At 68.9% G+C, this 22,358-nt stretch carries 17 protein-coding genes; all 17 read left to right on the top strand.

Annotated elements, in window-relative coordinates:
* Positions 1 to 246 precede the first annotated feature (246 nt).
* On the top strand, positions 247 to 915 hold the full coding sequence (locus ACIRRA_RS18140) for a hypothetical protein (protein ID WP_402768981.1): 669 nt from the start codon (positions 247 to 249) through the stop codon (positions 913 to 915).
* 34 nt (positions 916 to 949) lie between these two features.
* Positions 950 to 2,908: a peptidoglycan D,D-transpeptidase FtsI family protein gene (locus ACIRRA_RS18135; RefSeq protein ID WP_402768978.1), complete on the top strand. Its 1,959-nt coding sequence runs from the start codon at positions 950 to 952 to the stop codon at positions 2,906 to 2,908.
* A gap of 135 nt (positions 2,909 to 3,043) precedes the next feature.
* Positions 3,044 to 4,759: a UDP-N-acetylmuramoyl-L-alanyl-D-glutamate--2,6-diaminopimelate ligase gene (locus tag ACIRRA_RS18130; RefSeq protein ID WP_402768976.1), complete on the top strand. Its 1,716-nt coding sequence runs from the start codon at positions 3,044 to 3,046 to the stop codon at positions 4,757 to 4,759.
* Positions 4,756 to 6,240: a UDP-N-acetylmuramoyl-tripeptide--D-alanyl-D-alanine ligase gene (murF, locus tag ACIRRA_RS18125; protein WP_402768973.1), complete on the top strand. Its 1,485-nt coding sequence runs from the start codon at positions 4,756 to 4,758 to the stop codon at positions 6,238 to 6,240. The genes ACIRRA_RS18130 and murF overlap by 4 nt, the downstream gene beginning before the upstream one ends.
* Positions 6,237 to 7,313 (top strand): phospho-N-acetylmuramoyl-pentapeptide-transferase, encoded by a 1,077-nt coding sequence (mraY, locus tag ACIRRA_RS18120; protein WP_354843024.1) that lies wholly within the window; start codon positions 6,237 to 6,239, stop codon positions 7,311 to 7,313. Before murF ends, mraY begins: the two co-directional genes overlap by 4 nt.
* A 49-nt stretch (positions 7,314 to 7,362) precedes the next feature.
* Positions 7,363 to 8,805, top strand: coding sequence for a UDP-N-acetylmuramoyl-L-alanine--D-glutamate ligase (murD, locus tag ACIRRA_RS18115; protein ID WP_402769296.1), 1,443 nt, complete (start codon positions 7,363 to 7,365; stop codon positions 8,803 to 8,805).
* A complete protein-coding gene (gene ftsW / locus ACIRRA_RS18110; protein ID WP_357005462.1) occupies positions 8,802 to 10,301 on the top strand; it encodes a putative lipid II flippase FtsW in 1,500 nt (499 codons plus the stop codon). Before murD ends, ftsW begins: the two co-directional genes overlap by 4 nt.
* A gap of 77 nt (positions 10,302 to 10,378) precedes the next feature.
* Positions 10,379 to 11,824, top strand: a complete 1,446-nt coding sequence (gene murC, locus ACIRRA_RS18105; protein ID WP_402769293.1) for a UDP-N-acetylmuramate--L-alanine ligase — start codon at positions 10,379 to 10,381, stop codon at positions 11,822 to 11,824.
* Between the two features lie 6 nt (positions 11,825 to 11,830).
* Positions 11,831 to 12,691, top strand: coding sequence for a cell division protein FtsQ/DivIB (locus tag ACIRRA_RS18100; RefSeq protein ID WP_402768970.1), 861 nt, complete (start codon positions 11,831 to 11,833; stop codon positions 12,689 to 12,691).
* Between the two features lie 320 nt (positions 12,692 to 13,011).
* Positions 13,012 to 14,265: a cell division protein FtsZ gene (ftsZ, locus tag ACIRRA_RS18095; RefSeq protein WP_402768968.1), complete on the top strand. Its 1,254-nt coding sequence runs from the start codon at positions 13,012 to 13,014 to the stop codon at positions 14,263 to 14,265.
* A gap of 138 nt (positions 14,266 to 14,403) precedes the next feature.
* Complete coding sequence (pgeF, locus tag ACIRRA_RS18090) at positions 14,404 to 15,144, top strand: peptidoglycan editing factor PgeF (protein WP_402768965.1); 741 nt, start codon at positions 14,404 to 14,406, stop codon at positions 15,142 to 15,144.
* Positions 15,141 to 15,914 carry a YggS family pyridoxal phosphate-dependent enzyme gene (locus tag ACIRRA_RS18085; protein ID WP_402768962.1) on the top strand — a complete coding sequence of 258 codons (774 nt, stop codon included), beginning with the start codon at positions 15,141 to 15,143 and terminating at the stop codon, positions 15,912 to 15,914. Before pgeF ends, ACIRRA_RS18085 begins: the two co-directional genes overlap by 4 nt.
* A 104-nt stretch (positions 15,915 to 16,018) precedes the next feature.
* Positions 16,019 to 16,816: a cell division protein SepF gene (sepF, locus tag ACIRRA_RS18080; RefSeq protein WP_402768959.1), complete on the top strand. Its 798-nt coding sequence runs from the start codon at positions 16,019 to 16,021 to the stop codon at positions 16,814 to 16,816.
* A gap of 358 nt (positions 16,817 to 17,174) precedes the next feature.
* Positions 17,175 to 17,477 (top strand): YggT family protein, encoded by a 303-nt coding sequence (locus tag ACIRRA_RS18075; protein WP_040856625.1) that lies wholly within the window; start codon positions 17,175 to 17,177, stop codon positions 17,475 to 17,477.
* A gap of 72 nt (positions 17,478 to 17,549) precedes the next feature.
* Positions 17,550 to 18,380 carry a DivIVA domain-containing protein gene (locus ACIRRA_RS18070; protein WP_354843003.1) on the top strand — a complete coding sequence of 277 codons (831 nt, stop codon included), beginning with the start codon at positions 17,550 to 17,552 and terminating at the stop codon, positions 18,378 to 18,380.
* 126 nt (positions 18,381 to 18,506) lie between these two features.
* Complete coding sequence (locus ACIRRA_RS18065) at positions 18,507 to 18,710, top strand: hypothetical protein (RefSeq protein WP_357005572.1); 204 nt, start codon at positions 18,507 to 18,509, stop codon at positions 18,708 to 18,710.
* Between the two features lie 312 nt (positions 18,711 to 19,022).
* The gene (locus ACIRRA_RS18060) at positions 19,023 to 22,316 is read left to right on the top strand and encodes a class I tRNA ligase family protein (protein ID WP_402768955.1); all 3,294 of its coding nucleotides are present in this window, start codon (positions 19,023 to 19,025) and stop codon (positions 22,314 to 22,316) included.
* The last annotated feature ends 42 nt before the right edge of the window (positions 22,317 to 22,358 follow it).

Here is a 22,358-nt window from a genome sequence, read left to right as displayed (position 1 = left end):
GGAGGGCTCCGGTCATGCCCCGATGGACGAGGGCATGAGCGGTCAAGCCCGGAGGAGGCAGCGGAGCATAACCACGGAGGGCTCCGGTCATGCCCCGATGGACGAGGGCATGAGCGGTCAAGCCCGGAGGAGGCAGCGGAGCGTAACCACGGAGGGCTCCGGTCATGCCCCAATGGACACTGCAATCGTGAGGTTCCGGGGTAGAACGGCGCACCGGGCGGGCATCCGCTGGATCGGAGCCGCACTATGACGATCAGGACGCAGGCGACGGGCCGGGGGGCCCGCCGGGTGCAGGCCGCGGAACGGGTGAAATCGGGTGCGGCGCAACGGGCCTACGCACGCCGGCGTAATCGGGAGGGCGGGACCGACCTGCCGGGTATGCGCCGGGGCCGGCGCAGCGATCCGATGCCGCGCGGCCGTATGTCCTTCGTGGCCACCATTATCGCGCTGCTGGGCTGCGGCCTGGCGTTGACGCTGCTGCTCACCACCCGGGCCACCGAGGACAGCTATCAGCTCGGCGATCAGCGCCGCGCCAACCAGAAGCTGTCCGACGAGCGGGACGCGCTGCAACGTGAGGTGGCCTCGGCCGATTCGGCCCCCGAATTGGCCAAGCGCGCAGCCGAACTGGGCATGATCCCGGCCAAGGATCCGGCCCGGCTGGTGATCGGCCCGGACGGTCAGGTCACGGTGGTCGGCAATCCGCAGCCGGCTCAGGGAGCGCCCGCGCCGCCGCTCAACACGACGCCGTCGGCCGCCGCGCAGCCGCCGAAGCTGCAGCAGGCCCAGGGCGAGCGGGTGATCCCGGTGACCACGCCGCCCGCCCCGCCGACCACCACCGCCGCGAATCCCGTTCCGGCGGCGCCGGTCACGACTCCGCAGAACCCGCAGGTGCAGGCGAACGGAGCGCCCCGATGAGCCGCACCGCGGCGCCGGCGAACGGGGTTGGTCGATGAGCCCTACCCGCGCGGGGCGCGGGCGCGATTCCGGCCGGGGCCGGTCCGATTCCGGTCGAGGGCGGGTCGCCGCCGCCGGCCGGAGCCGGTCGGGTTCCGGCCGCGCCGGTTCGGGGCCGGGACGTCGGTCCGGGCCGCGGCCCGCTCCGGGACTGGACTCGGGCACGCGATTCCGGTTCGGGGTGGGCCGGTTGGTCATGCTGGTGGCGCTCGCGGTGGCGGCCATCCAACTGCTGTGGGTGCAGAGTGTTTCCGCGCCGAAGCTGTCCGCGGAGGCGGCCAGCCAGCGCACGGTGAAGCTGGCCGATCCCGCCACCCGCGGTCCGATCACGGATCGCTACGGGCGGTCGCTGGCGTTCACGATCGCCGCCAAGGCACTGACCTTCCAGCCGGTGCGGGTTCGCAAGGATCTCGCCGACGAGCATGAGAAGAATCCGAAGACCGCGCCGGATCCGGACGACCGGCTGGCGGCCATCGCCAAGTACGTGCACGAGAAGCTCGGCAATGACGCGCCCGAGAAGGACATCCTGGCCAAGCTGAAGAGCGATGAGCCGTTCGTGTACCTGGTGCGCAATGTGGATCCGCGGGTCGCGGCCGATATCAACCTGGAGTTCCCCGAGGTCGGCCAGGAACGCCAGGACATGCGCGAGTATCCGGGTGGTTCGCTGGCCGCCAATGTGATCGGCGCGACCGGCTGGGACGGGCACGGCCAGATCGGTCTGGAGTCCTCCATGGACGCGCTGCTGGCCGGATCGGACGGCTCGCAGACCTACGACCGCGGCTCCGACGGCGCGGTGATCCCGGGTTCGTGGCGCGACCGCCAGCCCGCGGTGAACGGCTACGGCCTCGAGCTCACCCTGGATTCGGATCTGCAGTACTACGTGCAGCAGCAGGTGCAGCAGGCCAAGGACCTCTCGGGCGCGAGCGCGGCCTCGGCGGTGGTGCTGGACGTGCACACCGGCCAGGTGCTGGCCATGGCCAATGACAACACCTTCAATCCCGCCATGGGACCGCAGTATTGGTCCACCACCGATCTGGGCAATCCGTCGGTGCAGGAGGTGTACGAGCCGGGCTCGGTGAACAAGATCGTCACCGCGGCCGCGGCCATCGAGTACGGCCTCACCACTCCCGATGAGGTGCACCAGGTTCCGGGCAGCATCTTCATGGGCGGTGTCACCGTGCACGATGCCTGGGACCACGGCGTTACCCCCTACACGACCACCGGGATCTTCGGTAAGTCCTCGAACGTGGGCACCCTCATGCTGGCGCAGCGCGTCGGCGAGGACCGCTATTTCGACATGCTCAAGAAGTTCGGCCTGGGCCAGCGCACCGGCGTCGGCCTGCCGGGTGAGAGCGCGGGCGTGGTGCCCGCCCGGGACCAGTGGTCGGGCTCCACCTTCGCCAACCTGCCCATCGGCCAGGGTCTTTCGATGACGACCCTGCAGATGACCAGCATGTACCAGGCCATTGCCAATGACGGGGTGCGGATTCCGCCGCGCATCGTGAAGGCCAAGATCGCCCCGGACGGCACCCGCACCGAGGAGGAGCCGCCGGAGGGCGTCAAGGTGGTCACCCCGCAGACCGCGCAGACGCTGCGCCAGATGTTCCAGGCCATCGTGCAGAAGGATCCGCGCGGTATCCAGAGCGGCACCGGCATCCCGGCCGCCATCGAGGGCTATCAGATCGCGGGCAAGACCGGCACGGCTCAGCAGATCGATCCGAATTGCCGCTGCTATTCCAGCGACCGCTACTGGATCACCTTCGCGGGCATGGCCCCCGCCGACAATCCCCGCTATGTGATCGGCATGATGCTGGATGCGCCGGTGCGCAGCTCCGACGGCAGCGGCGGCGGCTCGGCCGCGCCCCTGTTCCACAGCATCGCCTCTTGGCTGTTGCAGCGCGACCGCATCCCGCCGTCGCCGCCTGCCAAACAGCTGATTCTGCAGGCGAGTTAGAGCGGGGAGCGGATGGTTGTGACGCCCACCGCCGCCGGTGTGCGCACCGGCGGGTGACCGAACTCCGCCGTGCCGATCGCGCGGCGATCGAACACAGGTAACCTGACACGTCGATCCGGTCATCCGGACCGATTCATGCATATGACCGCCCTGGAGAGGAGCTTCGTGCCCGCGCAGTCGGTTCCGCGCAGCGGAGATCGAGCAGAGCCGCCGAGCGGAGATCGGGCACCGCAGGTGCTTCGGCCCGCCGCGCCGCCGACCACCGCCCTGCGCACGGTGGCGGAGCTGACGGGCGCGCGGCCCGCGGAATTCGCGGCAGCACTCGAGGACGTCCAGGTCACCGGTATCGAGCAGCGCTCGAACGCGGTGCTGCCGGGTGATCTGTTCGCCGGTCTGGCCGGAGCCCACGCGCACGGCGCACGCTTCGCCCACGACGCGGTCGAGCGCGGCGCGGTCGCGGTGTTCACCGATCCGGCGGGCGCGGAACTGATCGGCGAGATCGCCGTCCCGGTGCTCGTGCACGACGCGCCTCGCGCGGTGCTCGGCGAGTTGTCCTCGGCCCTTTACGGTGATCCGTCTCGCAAACTCCGCATCGTCGGTATCACCGGTACGTCCGGCAAGACGACCACGTCGTATCTGGTGGAGGCCGGGCTCGCCGCGGCCGGGCTGCGCACCGCCCTGATCGGCACCATCGAGACCCGTATCGGCGGCGTCCGGGTGCCCTCGGCGCTCACCACGCCCGAGGCTCCGCAGCTGCACGCCATGTTCGCGCTCATGGTCGAGCGGGGTGTGGACGCGGTGGTCATGGAAGTCTCCAGTCATGCCCTGGCGCTGGGCCGGGTGGACGGGGTGAGCTTCGCGGTCGGCGCGTTCACCAACCTGTCCCAGGACCACCTCGACTTCCATGCCGATTTCGAGGACTATTTCGCCGCCAAGCGCCGCCTGTTCATTCCGGACGGCCCGGCCTCGGCCGCCGCGGCGCGCCCGTCGGTGGCCGCGCGCACGGCTGTGATCTGCGTCGACGACCAGTGGGGCCGACGCCTGGCGGACGACGTAGCCGACTGTCTCGCAGCCGGATCCGGTGATACCACCGGCCGCCTGCGCACCGTGGCGACCCGGCCGGGCGTGCCCGCGGACTGGACCGCCGGCGCGGCCACCGCCGGGTCCGGCGGCACCCAGGAGTTCACCGCTTCGGGGCCGGATGTCAATGTGGATGTGCGGCTGCGGCTTCCGGGCGCGTACAACATCGCCAATGGAATCCTGGCGGTCGCCCTGTGCGCGGCGGCCGGGGTCGAGGCGGAGACTGCCGCTGCGGCGCTCGGCACGGTCGATGTGCCGGGCCGCATGCAGCGGGTGGATAGGGGTCAGGAGTTTCTGGCCGTGGTCGATTACGCGCACAAGCCCGCCGCGATCGAATCGGTCGTGGCGACCCTGCGCACGTGGTTGGCCGAACAAGGGGAGGGCCGTCTGGCCGTAGTGGTGGGCGCGGGCGGTGATCGCGATGCCGGCAAGCGGCCCCTGATGGGTGCGGCGGCGGCGCGCGGCAGCGACCTGGCCATCATTACCGACGACAATCCGCGCAGCGAGGACCCGGCCGCCATCCGCGCCGCGGTGCTCGCCGGTGCCGAACAGGTACCGGTCGCGGAACGCGGTGAGGTCCGGGAGGTTGGGGACCGGGCGGCCGCGATCAAGACCGCCGTCGACTGGGCGCAGCCCGGCGACGTGGTGCTGGTCGCGGGCAAGGGACATGAGACAGGGCAGGAGATTTCAGGCGTGAAGCATCCGTTCGACGACCGCGAGGTACTCGCGGCCGCCCTGTCGGAAAAGACGAGGGACCTGACGCTTTCATGATCGAGATGACTTTGCGGGAGATCGCGGAGGTCGTCGGCGGCACGCTGCACGACGCCCCCGATCCCGAGGCGAAGGTCACCGGCTCGGCCGAATTCGATTCGCGCCGTATCGGTTCCGGTGACCTGTTCCTGGCGCTGCCCGGTGAGCGCGCCGACGGCCACGACTTCGCGGCGCAGGCCGTCGCGCAGGGCGCGGTCGCGGTGCTGGCCGCCCGGCCCGTCGGGGTGCCCGCCATCGTGGTGACACCCCGCCCCGGGAACACGCGGGCCATCGCGCTGGCCCACGACACCGACGGCTCCGGCGCGGCGGTGCTGTACGCGCTGGCCGCCCTGGCCCGCGTCAGCGTGGACCGGCTGGTCCGGGCCGGGAACCTGACGGTGGTCGGGGTGACCGGTTCCTCGGGCAAGACCTCCACCAAGGACCTACTGGCGGCGGTCCTCGCCCCGCTGGGACCCGTTGTGGCCCCGCCCGGTTCGTTCAACAACGAGCTCGGCCACCCGTGGACCGTGCTGCGCGCCGACGCCGGCACCCGCTTCCTGGTGCTCGAGCTGTCCGCCCGCGGACCCGGGCACATCAAGGCCCTCACCGAGATCGCCCCGCCGAGCGTGGGCGTGGTGCTCAATGTCGGTACCGCGCACCTGGGCGAGTTCGGCAGCCGCGAGGTCATCGCGCAGACCAAAGGCGAACTCGTCGAGGGCCTTCCGGCCTCCGGCCTGGCGGTGCTGAACGCCGACGACCACCTGGTCGCCGCGATGGCCGAACGGACCGTCGCCCGCGTGGTGACCGTCGGCCACGCCGCGCAGGCCGATGTCCGCGCCTCCGACGTGGTGCTCGACGATCGGGCCCGCGCACGATTCACCTTGCACGCCAACGGCGAATCGATCGAGGTCCAGCTGGCCGTGCACGGTGAGCACCAGGTCGGCAATGCGCTGTCCGCGGCGGCTGTCGCCCTGGACCAGGGCGCGGACCTCGCGACCGTCGCGCGGGCGCTGTCCGGCGCGGCCCCCGTCTCGGCCCGCCGCATGGACGTGCGCACCCGTGCCGACGGTGTCACCGTCGTCAACGACTCCTACAACGCCAACCCGGATTCGGTGCGCGCCGCCCTCAAGGCGCTGGTCACCATGTCCAAGGCCGGGACCGAGCCGCGCCCCAGCTGGGCGGTGCTCGGCGAAATGGGTGAACTGGGCGAGGAATCCGTCCTCGAACACGACCGGATCGGCCGCCTGGTGGTGCGGCTGGACGTGGACCGCCTGATCGTGGTCGGCCAGGGCCGCCCCGTGCGTGCCCTGTTCCAGGGTGCGGTGCAGGAGGGCTCCTGGGGCGAGGAGGCCATCCACGTGCCCGATATCGAGTCCGCCATCGCCCTGCTCGACGAGGAATTGGAGCCGGGTGCGGTGGTGCTGGTGAAGGCCTCGAAGTCGGTCGGCCTGTGGACGGTCGCCGAACACCTGATCGGTGCGGAGCAGGAGGCCGCGCGATGACCCAGATTCTGCTGTCGGCAGCCATCGCGCTGACCGTCTCCATCCTGCTGACCCCCGTAGTGATCCGCTACTTCGCCAAACAGGGCTTCGGACAGGAGATCCGGGTCGACGGCCCGGAGAGCCACAAGGCCAAGCGCGGCACCCCCACCATGGGCGGCGTCGCCATCATGATCGGCATGTGGGCCGGCTACCTCGGCTCGCACCTGATCTCCATGACCTACGGCGAGCCGGGCCCCTCGGCCTCGGGCCTGCTGGTCATGGGCCTGGCCACCGCGCTGGGCTTCGTCGGCTTCACCGATGACCTGATCAAGCTGCGCAAGCAGCGCAACCTGGGCCTGACCGCGGCCGGCAAGTACATCGGCCAGCTCACCGCGGCCGTCGTCTTCGGCGTCCTGGCCCTGCAGTTCAAGAACATTCACGGTCTGACCCCCGGCGACAAGCGCCTGTCCTACACGCGCGACATCAATACGCTGTCCATGAGCGTGGTGGTCTTCCTGGCGTTCGTCTGCCTGCTGGTGGTGGCCTGGTCCAACGCGGTGAACCTGACCGACGGCCTGGACGGCCTGGCCGCCGGCTCGATGAGCCTGGTGCTGGGCGCGTACATGATCATCACCTTCTGGCAGTGGCGTAACTCCTGCTCCGCGCACGCGGTCGCGGGGTGCTACCAGGTTCGAGATCCGCTCGATCTGGCCCTGGTCTGCGCCGCGGGCGGCGCGGCCTGTATCGGCTTCCTATGGTGGAATGCCGCGCCCGCCAAGATCTTCATGGGCGACACCGGCTCGCTGATGCTGGGCGGTCTGCTCGCGGGCTTGTCCATCACCACCCGCACCGAGCTGCTCATGGTCGTCATCGGCGCGCTGTTCGTGGCCGAGGCCGCGTCGGTGGTGCTGCAGGTGGCGGTCTTCCGCGCCACGCGCAATCGCCTGTTCAAGATGGCACCGTTCCATCACCACTTCGAGCTGAGCGGGTGGGCCGAGACTTCGGTCATCATCCGGTTCTGGTTGCTGGCCGGTATGGCCTCGGCGATCGGACTGGGCCTGTTCTACAGCGAATACCTCTCTGCGGCAGGGTGAGTGAGCAATGTCCGAACATTCTCCGAGGGTCCTGCGATCGCCGGGGCCCATGCTCGAATTCCTACGTGGCCGTGATGTGCTGGTGGCCGGTTGGGGCGTCTCCGGACGCTCGCTGATCGAGCCGCTGCAGGACATCGGCGCGCGCCCGGTGGTCACCGACGGCGGCGAGAAGGCGCTCGCCGAGGCCGCCGAACTGGGTCTCGGCACCGCCACCAGTGCCGACCTGCTCAAACCCGATGCGCTGCAACGCTTCGCGCTGGTGATCACCAGCCCGGGCTGGCGGCCGGACTCCCCGGTGCTGGTCTCGGCCGTCACCGAGGGCATTCCGGTGTGGGGCGATGTCGAGTTCGCCTGGTGGGTCGATCAGGCCCGCATCTACGGTCCGGTCCGCAAGTGGCTGGTGGTGACCGGCACCAACGGCAAGACCACCACCACCCAGATGACGCACTCCATCCTGCGCGCCGCCGGGATTCCCTCGGTGGCCTGCGGCAATATCGGCCTGCCCATCCTGGACGCGCTGCGCCGCACCCCGGGCCCGCAGATCCTGGCGGTGGAACTGTCCTCCTTCCAGCTGCACTGGGCGCCGTCGGTGCGCCCGGAGGCCGGCGTGGTGCTGAACGTGGCCGAGGATCACCTGGATTGGCACGGTGGCCTGGACGCATACGCCGCCGCCAAGGCGCGCGCGCTGACCGGACGGGTCGGCGTGGTCGGCCTGGACGACGCCGTCGCCGCGGCGCTGGCGCGAAAGTCCAAGGCGCGCCGCACCGTCGGCTTCCGCATCGGCGTCCCCGCCGACGGCGAGCTGGGCGTGGTGGACGGCAAGCTGCTCGACCGCGCCTTCACCAAGGCCGCCATCCTGGCCGAGGTCGGTGACATCAGCCCGCAGGGACCGGCCGGTGTGGCCGACGCCCTGGCCGCCGCCGCCCTGACCCGATCCATCGACGTGGCACCGCAGTTCGTGAAGGAGGGCCTGCAGGAGCACAAGGTCGGCCCGCACCGGGCGGCCTTCGTGCGGGAGCTGTCCGGCGTGGAATTCGTCGACGACTCCAAGGCCACCAACCCGCACGCCGCGCGCTCCTCGATCCTGGCGCACCCCAGCGTGGTCTGGGTGGCCGGCGGTCAGCTCAAGGGCGCCAGCGTCGAGGACCTCATCGAGGAATGCCGCGAACATCTCGTCGCGGCCGTGCTGTTCGGCCAGGACGCGGCGGCGATCGCGGCCGCACTCGCGCGACACGCGCCCGATGTGCCGGTCGTGGAGCTGAATTCGGGGGACGATGCTCGGATGGGTGACCCCTTCACCGAGATCGAGCCCGAAGCGGTGATGGCGCGCGCGGTGCGCGTGGCGGCCGGCTTCGCCCATCGCGGCGATACCGTGCTGCTGGCCCCGGCCGCGGCGTCCCTGGACATGTTCGCCGACTACACGCACCGCGGCCGCAGCTTCGCCGGCGCCGTGCAGGCCCTGGACGAGAAGGACATCGGGAGAACCGAATGACGACGGCGACGCCGCGGCGGGCCGGGAACCAGACCCAGCGACCGAGAATCGGATGGTTCGGGGCCTGGCTGGCCCGCCCGCTGGCGTCGTTCCACCTCGTGGTGGCGATCGCGGTGCTGCTCACCGTGCTCGGCCTGGTCATGGTGCTCTCGGCGTCCAGCGTGGAGTCCTACGCCGACGGCGGTTCGGCCTACAAGCTGTTCATCCAGCAGGCGGTGCTGGCCGCCTTCGGCGCGGTGCTGTTCTATATCGCGCTGCGGATTCCGATGCGGGTGATGCGCCGGCTGTCGTTCCCGGTCTTCGCGCTGTCGGTAGTGCTGCTGGTGCTGGTGCTCATCCCCGGCATCGGCAGCGAGGTGCAGGGTTCGCGGCGCTGGTTCGACCTCGGCGTGGTGTCGGTGCAGCCCTCGGAGATCGTGAAAGTCACGCTGGTGGTGTGGGGTTCGCACCTGCTGGCCTCCCGGCAGACCGAAAAGGCCGGGTACAAGGACATTCTCATGCCGCTGGTGCCCGCGGGCCTGCTGGTGTGCTTCCTGGTCGTGCTGGAACCCAACCTGTCCACCACCATCGCGCTCGGCATCGTACTGACCTCGCTGCTGTGGTTCGGCGGGCTGCCGCTGCGCATGTTCGTGACCATCGCGGTCTCGGGCGGCGTGGCGGCGGCGATCCTCGCGCTCTCGGCCGGCTACCGGTCCGACCGCATGCGCGCCTTCTTCAGCCCGGGCGACGACCCGCAGGGCATCGGCTACCAGGCCAGGCAGGCCATGTACTCGCTGGCCGACGGCGGCATCTGGGGTCGCGGCCTGGGCCAGTCCCGGGCCAAGTGGAGCTATCTGCCCAACGCGCACAACGACTTCATCTTCGCCATCATCGGCGAGGAGCTGGGGTTCCTCGGATGCGCGCTGGTGCTGGGGCTTTTCGCACTGTTCGTCTACGCCGGGTTGCGGATCGCGACCCGCTCGGTGGATCCGTTCATCCGGCTGCTCACCGCCTCGGCCACCACCTGGATCACCTGTCAGGCGCTGATCAATGTCGGCTATGTCGTCGGTTTGCTGCCGGTGACCGGCCTGCAGCTGCCGCTGGTGTCGGCGGGTGGTTCCTCGCTGGCCATCACGCTGCTCATGTTCGGCATCATCGCCAATGCCGCCCGGCACGAGCCCGAGGCGGTGGCGGCCCTGCACGCGGGCCAGGACGGCCGCTTCAGCCGGCTGCTGCGCCTGCCGAAACCCGAGCTGTACTCGCCCGCGCGGGCGCAGGCCTCCCGGGCCCGCACCAAGGCGAAGGCGAAGGCGAAGGCCAAGGTGAAGTCCGCCCCGCAGCGGCGCGCGCTACCCTCGGGTCGGGGCCGGGGCGGCTCGGAGTCGTCGTCGCGGCGGTCGATAGATTCGGATTCGGCCCGGCGCACCAGCCGCTCCACGGAGTCGTGGCGCAGCACCCGGGCCTGGGAACCCAACTATCCGATGAAACACGCGAGGGAACGGGGTAATTCGAGGTGACAGTGGAGCGGCCGGACAGTGATGTGGGAACCGCCGAGGCTCACACCGACCTACCCGACCATCTGCAACGCGTGCACATGATCGGCATCGGTGGTGCCGGTATGTCCGGGATCGCCCGAATTCTCCTGTCGCGTGGCGGCATGGTCTCCGGCTCCGACGCCAAGGAGAGCCGCGGCGTGCTGGCCCTGCGGGCGCGCGGCGCCCAGGTGCGCATCGGCCACGACGCCGGCGCCCTGGACCTGCTGCCCGGTGGGCCCACCGCCGTGGTGACCACCTACGCTGCCATCCCCAAGACCAATCCCGAACTGGTGGAGGCGTATCGGCGCGGCGTGCCGGTGCTACTGCGTCCGGCCGTGCTGGCCTCGCTCATGCAGGGCCACAAGACGCTGCTGGTGTCGGGCACGCACGGCAAGACCTCGACCACCTCCATGCTGGTGGTGGCCCTGCAGCACTGCGGATTCGACCCGTCCTTCGCCGTCGGCGGCGAACTCAACGAGGCCGGCACCAACGCCCACCACGGCACCGGCGGCATCTTCGTGGCCGAGGCCGACGAGAGCGACGGGTCGCTGCTGCAGTACGCGCCGGACGTCGCGGTGGTCACCAATATCGAGTCCGACCACCTGGACTACTTCGGTACGGACGAGGCCTACGTCCAGGTCTTCGACGACTTCGTGGACCGGCTCGAACCGGGCGGCCGCCTGGTGGTGTGCGTGGACGATCCGGGCTCGCTGGGCCTGGCGCAGCGGTCGGTGGCCCGGCTGGCCGAGGATCCGCGCGGCATCCAGGTGATCGGTTACGGCTCCGGCGATTTCGCCACGTCCGGTGTCCCGGTCGGCGCGCAGCTGCTGTCCTGGGAGCCGCGCGATGTCGGCGGCGTGGCCGTCTTCCAGCTCGCCGACGAGCATGCCCCGCGCACCCTTCGCCTGTCGGTGCCCGGCCGGCACATGGCGCTCAATGCGCTGGGCGCGTTGCTGGCCGCCCGCGCGACCGGCGCCGATATGGGCGAGATCATCCAGGGCCTGGAGGGTTTCGGCGGGGTGCACCGGCGCTTCCAGCTCACCGGACGCGAGAACGGCGTGCGCGTCTTCGACGACTACGCCCACCACCCGACCGAGGTGCGCGCGGTGCTCTCCGCCGCCGCCGAACTGGTCGCGCAGGAGGCGCGCGACGGCGCGCGCTCACGGCCGGGCCGGGTGATCGTGGTGTTCCAGCCCCACTTGTACAGCCGCACCGCCACTTTCGCGACCGAGTTCGGCGCGGCGCTGTCGCTGGCCGACGAGGTGGTGGTGCTCGATGTGTACGGCGCGCGTGAAGAACCGCTGCCGGGTGTGAACGGCGCGCTGGTGGCCAACGCGGTCACCAAACCTGTGCACTATCAGCCGGATATGTCCCGGGTCGGCAAGCAGGTGGGCGCGCTGGCGCGGCCCGGCGACGTGGTGATCACCATGGGCGCGGGCGATGTGACCATGCTGGGCAGCCAGATTCTGGACGGGCTGCGCGCGCGACCCTCACACGGGCGGTGAGCCACCGTGAGCTCGGGTGGGGGAGCGGCGGATCGGCGGGATCCGGCCGCCGGCGATAGCTACGACGCGGACGATTACGACACCGAATCCGGTGCGGCAGCGGACAACAGCGCCGAATCCGCGGGCGAGAGCGCGGTGGCCCGGCGGGCCCGGCTGCGCCGTGGGCGGGTCCGCCGCGAATCGCGGATCGTGACGGCGTGGCAATCGCGCCGGGTGCGGTGGGGCGCCCTGGCCGGGGTCGTGGTGCTGATCACGTTCGGACTGGTCGCCTGGTTCACGCCGTTGCTGTCGGTGCGCACGGTTCAGGTGGAAGGGCTGAGTGCCGTTCCGGAACAACAGATTCAGGACGCGTTGCAGGTGCCGGACGGTCTGTCCATGATGCGGCTGGACACCAATGCCATGGCCGAACAGGTGTCGCAGCTGCCGAAGGTCCGTTCCGTCCGGGTGCAGCGGGTGTTCCCGTCCACGGTCCGGGTGACGGTGGTGGAGCGCACCCCCGTGCTGTACTTCGACAGTCCCGACGGCGCCCATCTGCTCGATTGCGACAGTGTGGAATTCGCGATCGAGCCGCCGGGACCGGGGATACCCAAACTGGTGACCGATCATCCGGGCGGATCGGATCCGGTGACCAAGGCCGCGGTGGCCGTCATGGCCGCGATTCCGATTCCGCTGCGCGACCAGGTCGGCGTGGGAGCGGTTGTGGCCCGCTCGGTTTCGGATATTGCCCTGGAGTTGCGTGATGGCCGTACCGTGCTCTGGGGCGGAACCGGGGACTCCGCGCGCAAGGCCGCGGTGGTCGGACCCCTGCTTTCCCAGCCGGGCAAGGTATTCGATGTTTCGAGTCCGAATCTGGTCACGGTAAAGTGAGCGATACCCATTGGGCTGCCGAAATTTTCGGTGGTTTGCCGGAAGGGCACCGTCGGTTCCGATCCAGGGCCGGAGGGCAACCGTCCACGATACGATGCTCGGGTGGGTCGGACGAGTCGAATCACACAAGATTCTGATACTCGGTTCGGCGCGCCTGCGCCCGTAACGCGGTGGCTGCGAATACCGTTCGGCACCAGTCGGATACTTGACATAACGCTGAACCTATGGTTGAGGGTTTATCGGACCGAGACCATAGTGCCGGTATTTTGCGAGTAGCCGAAGACGACAAGCTGTTTCAGATCGAAGGAAGGCGAGAGCCCATGACGCCCCCGCACAACTACCTTGCTGTGATCAAGGTCGTCGGTATCGGCGGCGGCGGCGTGAACGCCGTCAACCGGATGATCGAACAGGGACTCAAGGGAGTCGAGTTCATCGCCGTCAACACCGACGCGCAGGCGTTGTTGATGTCGGATGCGGACGTGAAGCTCGATGTCGGCCGGGAACTCACCCGCGGTCTGGGCGCCGGCGCCGATCCGGAGGTCGGCCGCAAGGCCGCCGAGGATCACAAGGACGAGATCGAGGAAGTCCTCAAGGGCGCCGACATGGTCTTCGTGACCGCCGGCGAGGGCGGTGGCACCGGTACCGGCGGCGCGCCCGTCGTGGCCTCCATCGCGCGCAAGCTCGGCGCGCTCACCATCGGTGTTGTGACGCGGCCGTTCTCGTTCGAGGGCAAGCGCCGCAGCAACCAGGCCGAGGCCGGCATCCAGGCGCTGCGCGAGTCCTGTGACACCCTCATCGTCATTCCGAACGACCGGCTGCTACAGCTCGGCGACGCGGCCGTGAGCCTGATGGACGCCTTCCGCTCCGCGGACGAGGTGCTGCTCAACGGTGTTCAGGGCATCACCGACCTGATCACCACCCCGGGTCTGATCAATGTCGACTTCGCCGACGTCAAGTCGGTCATGTCCGGTGCGGGTTCGGCCCTCATGGGCATCGGCTCCGCCCGCGGCGAGGGCCGGTCGGTGAAGGCTGCTGAGGCAGCGATCAATTCGCCGCTGCTGGAGGCCTCCATGGACGGCGCGCACGGCGTGCTGCTGTCCATCGCGGGCGGCTCCGACCTCGGCCTGTTCGAGATCAACGAGGCCGCCTCGCTGGTGCAGGAGGCCGCGCACATCGAGGCCAACATCATCTTCGGTACGGTCATCGACGATTCCCTCGGCGATGAGGTCCGCGTCACCGTGATCGCCGCCGGCTTCGACGGCAGCGGTCCCTCCCGGCGCATCGAACCAGCGGTCAGCCGGTTCACCAATACCAGCGGCACCGCGAGCGCCAGCGCCGGAAGCGTCGGCCGCTCACACGAATACACCTCGGCCCGCACCCCCGAGCCCGCTCCCGCGCCGCGTCCCGAGCCCGCGCCGGCCCCACAGCCGATCGCCGAGCGTGGCCCGGCTCCGTCCTACAGCGCGCCCCGGCCGGCCGTGGACCCGACGGTCGCGGGCAACAATCGCGGCCACATCCAGCCCCCGGACGCCGATGACGACGACGTCGACGTCCCCTCCTTCATGCGCCGCTGACGTTGCGCCCCTGACGGATTCACCCATCGCGCCCGTTCCGGCTTCCGGAGCGGGCGCGATGTCGTTCCCGGGCGTGATGCGGTTCCCGGGCGGTGGTGAGTTCGGGGTTGCCCGCCGGTGACTACTACCCTCGAAGGCATGACAGGAGCGGCACCGGTATTTCGGACCAGACGGGTTGTGACGACGCGGGCGGGCGGGTTCTCGGCCGCGCCGTACGACTCGTTCAACCTGGGCGATCACGTGGGTGATGATCCGGAGGCGGTGCGGCGCAATCGGGTTCGGCTCGCGGAGAACATCGGACTCGCGCCGGACCACCTGGTGTGGATGGAACAGATCCACGGGCGGAACGTGGAGATCGTGGACGGGCCGCGGACCGAGCCGGTGCCTGCCACCGACGCGCTGGTGACCACCCGGCGCGATCTCGCGCTGGTGGTGCTGACCGCCGACTGCGTGCCGATCCTGCTGTCCGACGACGAGGCCGGCGTCATCGCCGCCGTGCACGCGGGACGGATCGGCGCGCGGATCGGGATCGTGCCGCGGGTGCTGGAGGCCATGATGTCGGTGGGTGCGAAGCCCGAACGCATCGGCGCCTTCCTCGGCCCGGCGGCCAGCGGTCGCCAGTACGAGGTGCCCGCCGCCATGCGCGCCGATGTCGAGGCGCATCTGCCGGGCAGCGCGACCACCACGGCCAAGGGCACGCCGGGCCTGGATCTGCGCGCGGGCATCCGCCGGCAGTTGGAGGCGGCCGGTGTGGGCGCGGTCGCGGTGGATCCGCGGTGCACCATAGAGGACCGGACGCTGTTCTCGCACCGGCGCGACTCGCCGACCGGCCGACTCGCCGGTGTGATTTGGATGTCATCCGAGGGAGTTTCAGAATGACCGAAAGCTTCACCGCCGCACAGGGATCCGATGCGGCGCAGGTCACGTCCGGCGGTGGTCGCGTCGGCGAGCTCGCCACCGCCCTATCGGCACTCATCGGGCGAATCGACGCAGCGTGCGCGGCCGCGGGCCGGGCGCCGGGGTCGGTGCGCCTGCTGCCGGTCACCAAGTTCTTCCCCGCCTCGGATATCGAGATCCTCTATGGATTGGGCCGCCGCGAGTTCGGCGAGTCCCGTGAGCAGGAGGCGGCGGGCAAGGTGGCGCAGCTGCGACACCTGTCCCAGATACGCTGGGAGTTCATCGGACGGCTGCAGCGAAACAAGGTGAAATCCGTTGCACGCTGGGCCGATACCGTTTACTCGGTGGACAGCGAGCGGCTCGCGAGCGCCCTTGACGCCGGTGCGGAGGCCGCGCTGGACGACGGATCCCGCACGAACCCCTTGCGCGTGCTGCTCCAGGTGTCCCTGGACGCGGACCCGTCCCGCGGCGGCGCCCGCGACGCGGCCCTGCACGCGCTCGCCGATCAGGTCGCCGCCTCACGATCCTTGCAGCTCGCGGGCCTGATGGCCATCCCGCCGCTGGACGTCGAACCGGATGCCGCCTTCGAGCAACTGGCCCGCATCCACGCCGCATTAACAACCGTCCACCCCGATGCGAAAGAACTATCGGCGGGCATGTCCGGCGACTTGGAGTCGGCCATCCGCCATGGATCCACCTGCGTGCGTGTCGGTACAGCCCTGATGGGCGCACGACCGATAACCTCGGCGTAGCAAAGAAACCTCACCAGTCACATTTGAAACATATGCTTGGTGGCAGACGAGGACTGAGCAGGACAACACCCCAGGCCAACCGGGGCCGAAGGAAGGTCGACCAGATGAGCACGCTGCACAAGTTCAAGGCGTACTTCGGGATGGTTCCGCTCGAGGATTACGAAGACGATTACGTCGACGACCGCGGAGCCGCCCGGAGCGCCGATGAGCGTGGCCAGCGTCGTCCCCGGCCCTACGCCGAACGCGAGCGTGACTACGACCGATACGGCGAGGACCGCTACGACGACGAGCCCGCCTACGAGCCGTCCTACAAGGCGCCCTACAAGCCTGGGTACAGCGTGTCCCGCCGGGACGACTACGCCGACGATCTCCGCGAGCGCGATCACCGCGACCGCTACGACGCCGACGACCGTTACGACTCGCCCCGTCGTCCCACCCGCATCGACACCGCCCCGTCCAGCCGCACCCGTTCCATGGGCGGCAGCGCGCCCGCGGTGCGCGGCAGCACCCGCGGCGCGCTCGCGATGGATACCGATGCGGAGCGGCGCATCGAGGAGCTGCGGGAGCAGGAGCGCCGGATCGAGGCGGCCCGCCGTCCCCAGATCTTCGAGGACGGAGGCACCTTGTCCAAGATCACCACGCTGCGCCCGCGCACCTACGCGGAGGCCGCCATCATCGGTGAGCGCTTCCGCGACGGCACCCCGGTGATCATGGATCTGGTCGAGATGAGCAACTCCGACGCCCGCCGCCTGGTGGACTTCGCCGCGGGTCTGGCCTTCGCGCTGCGTGGTTCGTTCGACAAGGTCGCCACGAAGGTGTTCCTGCTCTCACCGGCCGACGTGGATGTCTCCGCCGAGGAGCGCCGCCGGATCGCGGAAAACGGCTTCTACAACCAGAAGTGACCCCAACTCTCGGGGATTGTCAGGGCCGCGCCCTGAAACCCGTTCGGAGGCTGTGCCTCCCGGGCCCCGAGGGAAGGGCCGGCCGCCAGGGGTAGCGGTCGAGGCGCCGATCACCGGCGTGGAGCTCAAAAGTAAACCGCGGCAAGGAATTGCGTCGCGTCAACGGGGGTTGCGAAATAGTCGCGGGGGAATGGTGGGGGAGTCTTGCGCCCGAGTTGTCGGGTATCCGAGTGCCACGATGTGTGGCGGTGCTGTCCGGGCGGGGTCCCGAAGCGGTCATACCGCATGAGTCGGGCTGTGACCGGGACGATCCGTGTTTCTATTTTGCCGATCATGGAATCTAGGGCACAGTGGTGCGGTGGCCCTGTTCCAGGTGTTGAACCTACTGCTGTTCCTCTTCTGGCTGCTGCTGATCAGCCGAGTCATCGTCGAGTTCATCCGCAGCTTCGCGCGGGACTGGCGGCCGACGGGCTTCGTGGTGATCATCCTGGAGGTGATCTTCACGGTCACCGACCCTCCGGTGAAACTTCTGAGGCGTTTGATACCCCCAGTGAATCTTGGGGGAATTCGGCTCGATCTGTCCATTATGGTCCTGCTTTTCATCGTGTTCATCTTGATGACGATCACGGGCCAGGCAGGGCAGTCGATTGCTCAGGTATGACAGAATGGGCCGAAAGAAAGCTTGCCCAGATCTACCGCTAGATCTCCATACGAAGCGTGAAGGGATCGTTCCATGCCGCTGACCCCCGCCGATGTTCATAACGTCGCGTTCAGCAAACCGCCGATCGGGAAGCGCGGCTACAACGAGGATGAAGTCGATGCCTTCCTCGACCTGGTCGAGCAGGAGCTCTCACGCCTCATCGAGGAGAACGCTGACCTTCGCCAGCGAGTTGCCGAGTTGGACGCGGAACTGGCTGACGCCAAGAAGAATCGCGGCCCCGCGGTCCAGCCCGTGAAGGCGCCCGTCGCGCCGGAGCCCATCAAGGCCGCTCCGCCGCCGCCCCCGGCCCCCATGCCGGCTCCGGTCCCGGTGGCCGCCGTCAAGCAGGAAGCTCCCTCCGCGGACGCGAATCTGCAGGCCGCCAAGGTGCTTTCGCTGGCTCAGGAGATGGCCGACCGCCTCACCTCCGATGCCAAGACCGAGGCCGAGCAGCTGCTGGCCAACGCCCGGGCCAACTCCGAGCGCCTGGTCAGCGACGCGCGTACGCGCTCCGAGGCGATGATCGCCGACGCCCGCCAGAAGGCCGAGGCCATGCTGTCGGACGCGCAGACCCGCTCGGATTCCCAGCTGCGCCAAGCGAAGGAGAAGGCCGACGCCCTGCAGGCCGACGCCGAGCGCAAGCACACCGAGATCATGGCCACCATCACCCAGCAGCGCAGCGTGCTGGAGAGCCGGATCGAGCAGCTCAAGACCTTCGAGCGCGAATACCGTGTGCGCCTGAAGTCCTACCTGGAATCGCAGCTGGAGGAGCTGGAGAACCGTGGTTCGGCGGTCCCGGTCGACGGCGGCGAGTTCGGCCAGGATGCGTCCGGCAACGGCGCACTTCTCAAGGGCAGCAAGTAAAGTCGTAGATACGGCCAGCGATGCCAGGTCGCGCGGGAGGAACTCCCGGGTGGCGCGGTATCGCCGCCAACCTTTCGAGTCCTCCGATAGCCACCGCTATCGAAGCCCAGCGAGGGGGTGGTGTACTTGCTCGTGGTGACGCTCGCGCTCGCAGCCGTGGGTTTCGGCTTGCTGGTGACCGCACTGACCACCGGTTCGGTGATCTGGGCATGGGGCTGCATCATCGTGTGCGTGATAGGCGCGGTGCTGCTGCTCGTCAGTGCGTTGTCGCTGCGGACCGATGACGAGGACACCTCGTCCCGGACGGGCGGAAGACATGCGAAGCACTAGTGGGGCGGGTCCGCGGAATATCCGCTGGACCCGCCCCGCTAGACTGTAGAGAGCTATACGGCGTTGATCCGGCCATCACCGGGGAGCTTTCGGAAGAACGGCGGGTGCCTGCGTTCAGCAGTGAACGACAGGGTCTGCTCACTAGAACCGAACGGGTGAGCCCGTCACAGCTCACAACGAGAGGCTCGGTCCTGCAAGGGTTTTCGTGATCCTGGGGTCGGGCAAGCGGGGTGGTACCGCGGTTACGGCGCACCGAGCGCCGGCATCGTCCCCGTGCCCACTGTGCTGGCACGAGGAGACTGAGAGGCCGCTATGGCGGACGCTGCTTTTGAAGACGACACAGCCACTTCCCGAAGCGGATATCCCCGCGTTGACCTGAGCCGGACCTCCGGTCAGGTGTCGTTCCCCGAGCTGGAGCAGCGGGTCCTGGACTACTGGGCCGCCGACGACACCTTCCGTGCCAGCATCGAGAACCGTTCCGATGCAGAGGAATTCGTCTTCTACGACGGCCCGCCCTTCGCCAATGGGTTGCCGCACTACGGTCATCTGCTGACCGGATACGTGAAGGATTTGATCCCGCGTTTCCAAACCATGCGCGGCAAGAAGGTGGAACGACGATTCGGTTGGGATACTCACGGCCTGCCCGCGGAAATCGAAGCGGAGAAGCAGCTCGGTATCACGGACAAATCACAGATCGATGCCATGGGCCTCGCGGAATTCAATGCCGCGTGCAAATCCTCGGTACTTCGCTACACGAACGAGTGGCGTAACTATGTGACACGCCAGGCCCGGTGGGTCGACTTCGACAACGACTACAAAACCCTCGACCTTGACTTCATGGAATCGGTCATGTGGGCGTTCAAGTCGCTGTACGACAAGGGCCTGATCTATCAGGGCTTCCGGGTGCTGCCCTACAGCTGGTACGAGCAGACCCCGCTGTCCAATCAGGAGGCGCGCCTCGACGACTCCTACCGGATGCGGCAGGATCCGGCGGTCACCGTCGACATGGTGCTGCGGGTCCCCGCCGAGCACCCGCTGCACGCCCTGGACGGCGCCAATGCCCTCATCTGGACCACCACGCCGTGGACGCTGCCGTCCAACCTGGCGATCGCGGTACACCCCGACATCACCTACGCTCACGTCGAGGGCAAGGATGGCAAGCGGTATGTGCTTGCCGCCGAGCGGGTCTCGCACTACACGCGCGAGCTGGGCGAGGAACCGACTGTGCTGTCCGAGTATTCGGGCGCGGCGCTGGAGGGCCTGCACTACCTGCCGCCCTTCGACTTCTTCCTCGGCCACCCGAACGCGCACCGGGTGCTCAACGCCGACTACGTGACCACCGACTCCGGTACCGGCGTGGTGCATCTGGCGCCCGCGTTCGGTGAGGAGGACATGGATGTGGCCTCCGCCAACGGAATCGAGGTCGTGCAGCCCCTCGACCCGGGCGGCAAGTTCACCTCCATGGTGCCGCCCTACGAGGGCCTCATGGTCTTCGACGCCAACCCGGTCATCATCAAGGACCTCAAGGCCGCCGGAAAGCTGTTGCGGCACGAGACCATCGAGCACTCCTACCCGCACAGCTGGCGCTCCGGCCAGCCGCTGATCTACATGGCGGTGCCGTCCTGGTTCGTGGCGGTCACCACCTTCCGGGACCGCATGGTGGAGCTCAACAAGCAGATCACCTGGGTTCCCGAGCACATCCGCGACGGCCAGTTCGGCAAGTGGCTGCAGAACGCGCACGACTGGAACATCAGTCGCAACCGCTACTGGGGTGCGCCCATCCCGGTGTGGATCTCGGACGATCCGGCCTACCCGCGGGTGGACGTGTACGGTTCGCTGGATCAGCTGGAGCAGGACTTCGGCGTGCGGCCGAGCGATCTGCACCGGCCCGGCATCGACGAGCTGGTGCGCCCCAATCCCGATGACCCGACCGGGAAGTCGATGATGCGGCGCACGCCCGAGGTGCTGGACTGCTGGTTCGAGTCCGGCTCCATGCCGTACGCGCAGGTGCACTACCCGTTCGAGAACAAGGAGTGGTTCGAGGGCACCGCCACGGAGTCCATGGACGGCTCGGCCACGGAGTCCATGGACGGCTCGGCCACAGTGTCCATGGACGGCTCGGCCACAGTGTCCATGGACGGCTCGGCCACAGTGTCCATGGACGGCTCGGCCGTCGCTGCCGCGCACAGCCCCGGCGACTTCATCGTCGAGTACAACGGCCAGACCCGCGGCTGGTTCTACAACCTGCACATCCTCTCGACCGCGCTGTTCGATCGCCCGGCCTTCAAATCGGTGGTGGCGCACGGCATCGTGCTGGGCGACGACGGCCTCAAGATGTCGAAGTCCAAGGGCAACTACCCGGACGTCAACGAGGTCTTCGACCGCGACGGCTCGGACGCCATGCGCTGGTTCCTCATGGCGTCCCCGGTGCTGCGCGGCGGCAACCTCATCGTCACCGAGCGCGGCATCCGCGAGGGCGTCAGCCAGGCGCTGCGCCCGCTCTGGAACGCATGGACCTTCCTGCAGCTCTACGCCTCCAAGCCGGGTACCTGGCGTACGGACTCGCCGAATGTGCTGGACCGCTACATCCTGGCCAAGCTGGCGCAGACCCGCGACGTCATGACCGACGCCCTCGAGATCTACGACATCGCGACGGCCTGCGACGAGCTGCGCACCTTCGCCGACGCGCTCACCAATTGGTATGTGCGCCGGTCGCGTTCGCGCTTCTGGGAAGAGGACCGCGACGCCATCGACACCCTGCACACGGTGCTCGAGGTGACCACCCGGCTGGCGGCTCCGCTGCTGCCGCTGCTGACCGAGGTGATCTGGCGCGGCCTCACCGGCGAGCGCTCGGTGCACCTGGCCGACTGGCCGAGCGACACCGACCTGCCGCACGATGCCGAACTGGTGTCGGCCATGGACGAGGTCCGCACGGTCTGCTCCACGGTACTGAGCCTGCGCAAGGCCCAGAACCTGCGCGTGCGCCTGCCGCTCTCGGAGGTCACCGTGGCCGCCGCCGACGCGGAACGCCTGCGGCCCTTCGTGGATTTGATCGCCGACGAGGTGAACGTCAAGAAGGTCGACCTCACTACCGATGTGGCCGCGCACGGCCGCTTCGAGCTCGTGGTGAACGCCCGCGCCGCGGGACCGCGCCTGGGCAAGGAGGTCCAGACGGTCATCAAGGCGGTCAAGGCGGGGGAGTGGAGCGAGGCCTCCGACGGTACCGTCTCCGCCGCCGGTATCGCCATGCTGCCGGAGGAGTACACCCAGCGCCTGGTCGCCGCCGAACCCGAATCCACCGCCGCCCTGCCCGGCAATATCGGTCTGGTGGTGCTGAATTCGGTGGTCACCGAGGAGCTGGAGGCCGAGGGCTGGGCCCGCGACCTCATCCGCGACCTGCAGGAGACCCGCAAGTCCCTGGGCCTGGACGTCTCCGACCGCATTACGGTCGTGCTCGACGTCCCGGCCGAGCGCCTGGGCTGGGCGGAGACCCATCGCGACCTGATCGCGGGCGAAATCCTCGCCACCACACTGTCTCTCGGTGAGGTGGGTGCGGATGCCCCCGAGGTTGTCGGCGGCGTGAAGGTCTCGATCGTCAAGGCGTAGCCGAAGAGACAAGGGGCGGAACCGAACCGGTTCCGCCCCTTG

The sequence above is a fragment of the Nocardia sp. NPDC101769 genome (assembly GCF_044766925.1).
Lineage (GTDB): Bacteria > Actinomycetota > Actinomycetes > Mycobacteriales > Mycobacteriaceae > Nocardia.
Note: the sequence above shows the minus strand (reverse complement) of the source record. Positions and strands in the feature narration are given on the sequence as shown.